The organism is Psychromonas sp. SR45-3 (genome assembly GCF_014163575.1).
In the GTDB taxonomy this organism is placed as follows: Bacteria; Pseudomonadota; Gammaproteobacteria; order Enterobacterales; family Psychromonadaceae; genus Psychromonas; species Psychromonas arctica.
The window spans coordinates 1-5903 of the sequence record NZ_JACJDP010000070.1; the positions used below are offsets into that span (position 1 = coordinate 1).

5 protein-coding genes are annotated in these 5903 nt (G+C 39.0%); 1 reads left to right on the forward strand and 4 read right to left on the reverse strand.

The annotated features are described in order from the left end of the window. Window positions 1–870, forward strand: an 870-nt coding sequence (locus H5084_RS18940) for an IS110 family transposase (RefSeq protein ID WP_182692195.1), incomplete at its 5' end; no start/stop codon positions are given. Window positions 871–1269: 399 nt separating this feature from the next. Here H5084_RS18940 and H5084_RS18945 read toward each other — a convergent pair. The 4 genes from H5084_RS18945 to H5084_RS18960 form a co-directional block, all read right to left on the reverse strand. Then, window positions 1270–1809, reverse strand: a complete 540-nt coding sequence (locus H5084_RS18945; protein ID WP_182692196.1) for a hypothetical protein — start codon at window positions 1807–1809, stop codon at window positions 1270–1272. A 353-nt stretch (window positions 1810–2162) separates the two neighbouring features. Then, window positions 2163–2942, reverse strand: coding sequence for an ATP-binding cassette domain-containing protein (locus tag H5084_RS18950; RefSeq protein ID WP_182692197.1), 780 nt, complete (start codon window positions 2940–2942; stop codon window positions 2163–2165). 1 nt (window position 2943) lies between these two features. After that, entirely contained in the window at window positions 2944–4074 is a 1131-nt protein-coding gene (locus H5084_RS18955; protein WP_310735774.1) for an ABC transporter permease, read from the reverse strand. Between the two features lie 137 nt (window positions 4075–4211). Continuing rightward, window positions 4212–5162: a sugar ABC transporter substrate-binding protein gene (locus H5084_RS18960; protein ID WP_182692198.1), complete on the reverse strand. Its 951-nt coding sequence runs from the start codon at window positions 5160–5162 to the stop codon at window positions 4212–4214. Window positions 5163–5903 lie beyond the last annotated feature (741 nt).

Below are 5903 nucleotides of genomic sequence, written 5' to 3' on the forward strand. Positions count from 1 at the left end.
CCTGGCGACCGTGTAAAAACAGATAAACGTGATGCATTGAATCTTGCAAAGTTACTTAAATCTGAAGACCTTACACCTATTTACGTACCTGAGCCAGAAGATGAAGCGATGCGGGATCTTTCTCGCGCACGCGAAACAACCATGAAGGATCTCAAAGATGCAAAATATCAGCTTAAAGCACTCCTTTTACGCAATAACATAAATACCACAATAAAAGATAATTGGTCATCTCAACACCTGAGATGGTTGGCTGAATTGATTCTGCCCTCACCCTGTCAGCAAATCGTGTTACAAGAAGCTGTACTTACAATTACAGAGAGAATACAGCGCTTGAAACGTCTTGATAATGAGTTAACGCATCAGGTTAAGAATTGGCGTTATTACCCTGTTGTTAAAGCACTACAAGCGATGCGAGGTATCAGGCTTTTAGTTGCAACGGGTGTTATTGCTGAACTAGGTGATTTAACTCGATTTGATCATCCAAGAAAACTAATGAGTTACCTTGGCTTAGTGCCAAGCGAACATTCAAGTGGTAGTAAACGGCGACTTGGTGCTATTACTAAATGCGGTAATAGCCGTGCAAGAAGACTACTGGTCGAAGGTGCACATACTTATAAATACAACGCAAATATTTCAAAAGAGATGCAATTAAGACAAGAAGGGTTACCGAAACAGATCACTGATATTGCCTGGCAAGCTCAATGCCGTTTATGTCGACGATACCAACGGTTAATGCATAAAGGTAAGCATCGTAATGTTGTGGTAACAGCTATCGCAAGAGAGATGGCTGCATATATATGGGCCATTTCACGAGAAGTCGTGTTAAGCCCTGTAGATATAAGATCACGTATTGCTAGGTTACCCGCATGAATAAAAGTTTTGAATTAGCGTATAGAATCAAGCATCGGGTGTGGCACAACCACCGACGGCGTTATGCAGGCAACGAGGTGTATTATCGTTGAACCACGAACATAGACTGAAGACAGGTGCCACGACGAAATAAGTAAGGTAGGCGCTGCTAACCAATAGGTTAGTAATCCACGAATATCAGCATGATAACCGACGAAATTACTTGCTTCATTCTGTACGTTAATTCTCTTAATAACAGAGAAAACTATAAGGCTCTAAATATACTGAGCAGGGAAAAGTAATATTTATATTGACGTGGGAAGTCATACCAACGCCTGCTTAAGTGGACTAAAAAAGTGGGTTATAATGTGTAGCGAAGCGAAACCTAGCCCACTGTTTTAGTTCCGTTTAAAACTCTTGTTATGCGTTTTTATAACTATTTTTTAATACACTTACTTTACCAAGTATTTCTTCAAAAAGCATATACTCAGCTCCTTTTACAGTTTCCCAGTCAATACCTTTGTTTTGAAAATAAGGATCGCTACCTATTTCCATATACACTCGAAAATTACTAAGTTTAAATAATGCTTTATTTGTTTTCTCTAATAGCAAAAAGTGACTTTTTACGTCAAGGTTACCAAGCATACTTGGAAGGTCATGCGCTAATTCATTTCGGTGCGTTCGCAATGCTTGAATAGTTAAAAAATCCTCTTCATCAATCGCTTCCATGAAATCTCGAAGGTATAACAAGCAAGCTTCAAAGTTGTTCTTATGCCTAGATAAAACATCATCTTCATACGATTTGAAATACATACCTTCAGCAAAAGTAATATCTTCATAAAAAGCTTTGATAGGACTTACTATGATACTTTTTACCAGTTCGAATGCGACAAGAATAAACCCCGAATAAGCAAGTGCTTGTGTCAGATCCGTTTCTGAAAATTTTTCAATATTAGACATATACCCTCCATAAATACACAGACGCATAACAGCTTCTTATACAAAATAATCCCGTATTTCCAGCAAATAGACGGAATATCTTAATTTGTTAAAATTGAGTCAACGATACGCTTATTAAACCTAGAAACAATCACTTAAAATAAACAATCAAATCTTCGTCATGTGGATAGATAGAATAATTCTGTATTAATAACAGAAATACGGATTAGTTTGAAAAGCTATATTATTGAAAGGAGAAATAAGAATTTAGTAACAATGTGAGTTTTTGATCGAGGCGAGAGGTTAAGAGCGTGCAGATATAATCATTGATACCCAAACCAGGCCAACCAGTTTGGGCATCAATATAATTAAGGTTAAATAGTGCCTGCTAGTGAACCTTCTATTGTTGCAAGCGTTGCACCGCCGGCCATTAGGTTTTGCAACTCTTCAGACGTTATTTCACCTCTTTTTGCTGTGCCTAATGTGTGGCCTCGGTTCAATACTGTGAAGCGATCACCTACCGCAAGCGCATGACGTACGTTATGGGTAATAAATACCACGGCAATGCCACGTTTACGTACTTTATCAATAGTGGCTAATACATTCGCTGTTTGGCGAACCCCTAGCGCAGACGTTGGCTCATCCAGAATAAGCACTTTAGCGCCAAAATGTACCGCACGTGCAATGGCGACTGTTTGTCGTTCACCGCCTGACAAGGTACCAATCGCTTGATCGGCTGAGCGTAGGTGGATGCCCATACTTTTCATTTCTCGCATGGTAACTTCGTTAGCAAGTTTATGGTCAAAGAAACTAATACCTGCAATTTTTTTAGTTGGCTCATTACCCATAAAGAAGTTACGTGCTACAGACATTAACGGAATCATTGCCAAATCTTGATAAACCGTTGCAATCCCTGCGTTGATGGCATCGCGAGGACAATCAAAGTCCATCTCTTTACCTTCAAAGTAAATTTCACCTACAGACGGTTTATGCACACCAGCCATGGTTTTAATAAATGTCGATTTACCCGCGCCATTATCGCCTAATAAACATAAACATTCGCCAGCCATCACTTTCAAGGACACACCAGAGAGCGCAATTACAGATCCAAAATGTTTCTCTATCTTTTTCATTTCAATAATTGGTTTGCTCATACTATTTCTCCCCTGTGATCATGCGACGTATATAAGTATTCAGTATTACTGCAAATAATAAGATTGCGCCGAGGAATACTCTAAATAGAGAGCTTTCAACACCAGCAAAGAATAAACCTTGTTGTACTACCCCGAAAATAATTGCACCTAGCGCAGCACCGATAACTGAACCATAACCACCGGTTAATAATGCGCCACCAATAACTACTGAAATAATGGCTTCAAACTCTTTTAATAGACCACGGTCCGCACCAGCTGAGCCAAACTCAATAACTTGTGATGTTGCAAAAACACAGGCACAAAATGCCGTAAACATGAACATTAAGATTTTAACGCGATTAACTGGAACACCAACATAAGTGGCCGCTTGTGCATTACCACCAGAAGCGAAAATCCAGTTACCAAATTTTGTTTTTGTTAATAACCAATGAGCGAATACAAGTAATATTACAGCCCAAACCATTAACATTGGGATACCTTCTACAACCGGCTGTCCTTTTTTGAAACCACGTTCAAAGGTTTCAATCCAACCGTTATCACCCATCCATTGAAATAAACCAGTGAATACTTTGCCGCCAAATACAGGGGCAAGCCAATCGCCTTCTGCAGCATCTTTAATGCCACCGACAATAGTTTTATTGGTGGTAGAAATTGCAGCAAAGATAGTTAAACCACGAAGAATAAATAAGAAAGCTAAAGTAACGATGAAACTAGGTAATCCAGTTTTAATCACTAACCAACCACTTAATGCACCAATGGCCATGCATAAAATGAACGTAGCGATAATGGCCACCCACATCGGTAAACCAAAAACGACGGAGAGTAGCGCAATTGACATGCCGCTGAACCCAATCATCGACCCAACTGATAAGTCGAACTCACCAGCTATCATTAATAAACAAGCACCTACAGCAATAATAATAAATTGCGATGAAACAACTGACCAGTTCATGACACCCGCAGCAGAAAACATGCCCGAGTCGCTTGCTGTCAATAAGAAAAATAAAAATACCAATATGGTCCCACAAATCCCGCCTAATTCAGGTCTAATCAATGCTTGTCGAAAACTTGACCTATTTTTAACACGCTCATCCGGTTTTGTTTTACCTAGTTCTTTTGGGGTTTCTTTCACAGGTTTCTCCGGTTTTGCGTCGCTCATGGATTGGGTTGATGTGATTTCATTCATCTGTTGGCCTCTAAAATTTTGAAATTGATAAGATTTTAGCTAAAGGCAAGCACCATCATAGTGCTGCCTTATTAATTTAGATTTTAACGATATTCACCCGCGTATTTTTCAACTAAAGCTAAGCCGTCTTTAGTTACAAAGCCAGGGCCTGAATTAATATTGTTACCAGGTAATACTCCATAACGGTCATAGTTCGTTAGCAGTACTACAGGTAAGTAAGCTTGTAGGAAGGGTTGTTGATCAATGCCCCAGTTGATGATGCCAGATTTAATGGCTTTTACTATATTCTCACCAAGGTCAAAGGTACCAAAGTAGATATCACCAGCATAACCATTTTCTTGTAATGCTAAGATAGTTGGATCAGCAGAAGTAGGACCTAAGGTTAAGATGGCATCTACTTTAGGATGTGAGCTTAAGTAAGCTAATACACGGTTTTTAATTTCCGAAGGATCTTGTCCACTGTCTAGCATTGAATCACCCAGTTTTACACCAAGGCCCTCAGCAAAACCACGACAACGTTCACCAACTACGGCATTAGAAATCGCATGATTAACACAAACAAATGATTTAACACCATCACCTTTTGCACGTAAACCTGCTGCGTAACCTGCATCAAACTCTGGTTGCCCAACAAACATCAATGCACCCACTTCACGCGCTTGTTCTGGTGTGCCAGAGTTCATGATGATCACGTTAATGCCTTGATCGACTGCACTTCTAATTGGACCACTTAATACGTCAAAGTCAGCAAGCGTAGTAATAATACCGTCTGGCTTAGAAGCCGTCGCTTGCTCTATAATACGCGCCATGTCTGCAAGGTCACCTGTTGGTGGATTGCGATATTCAACGTCAACCCCCATTTGTTTGCCCGCTAATGTCACACCATTCTTTACTGTATTCCACCAGCTATCTGAATCAGGTGCGTGACTTACTAAGACATAACGCTCTGCAGAGGCTGTCATAGATGTCAGTGCAAGTGGTGCTGCTAATGCGACTGACATAACCGCTGCAGTTAACAATTTAAACTTTTTCATTAAGATTCTCCTAAATAGTACTTTGGGTTTAAAAATGAAGTTTACTTATAAACATAAGTTCTAATAATACGAAGAGCTAAACCTCACTCTCAATTGACTATTAGAAGCTGTTATTTACCCTTCTTGAGTGGCCACCTTCAATTTATAAAAAAGATGAATCATGACTGAAACAAGAAGTGAAAAATTATTTTCATAAAAGAACAACTTCATAGTAATCTTTCAAATCTAGTTAGGCTACAGCTTAAAACCCAATTGTTGCATAAATGTTAACCATGTCGGATTTAAGCAACAAAGCAGGCTGAAAAACCACTTCAACCCCCTAAAAACAGATAAAAATTGGCATTTATTCTTTTATTCACCCTAAAAATACGCTTTTAACCTCCTTCTCAAGCTATCAAGCGACGGTAATCGCACATTCTAAGGGCCAAGCGAAATGGAAAAATATTTTTCAATAAGTGTTTTTTTATTTTAAAAAATAAATTTCATGACTATATAGGAAGAGAAATAAGAGGGTGATCACGGTTCAAAAACAGAGAGCGTGAAAATAAAAGTATGCTGTCAGTGGATGAGAATTTGATGCCACTAACATTTTTAAAAATTAACGTTAAAAACAACACGCTAATGCAATCTAAAGAATGTGTGGAAAAGTAAATATAACATCGAAAAAAGCAGCATTGAGGTAGGCAAGAGTAGATAAGATTGGGTGAATTGGCAGTTTAACCGTCAGTGGTCAGGGTGACT

Coding starts and splice junctions, on each gene's coding strand:
- H5084_RS18950 (WP_182692197.1), bottom strand. CDS start 2,942: ATGAGCAAACCAATTATTGAAATGAAAAAGATAGAGAAACATTTTGGA.
- H5084_RS18960 (WP_182692198.1), bottom strand. CDS start 5,162: ATGAAAAAGTTTAAATTGTTAACTGCAGCGGTTATGTCAGTCGCATTA.
- H5084_RS18945 (WP_182692196.1), bottom strand. CDS start 1,809: ATGTCTAATATTGAAAAATTTTCAGAAACGGATCTGACACAAGCACTT.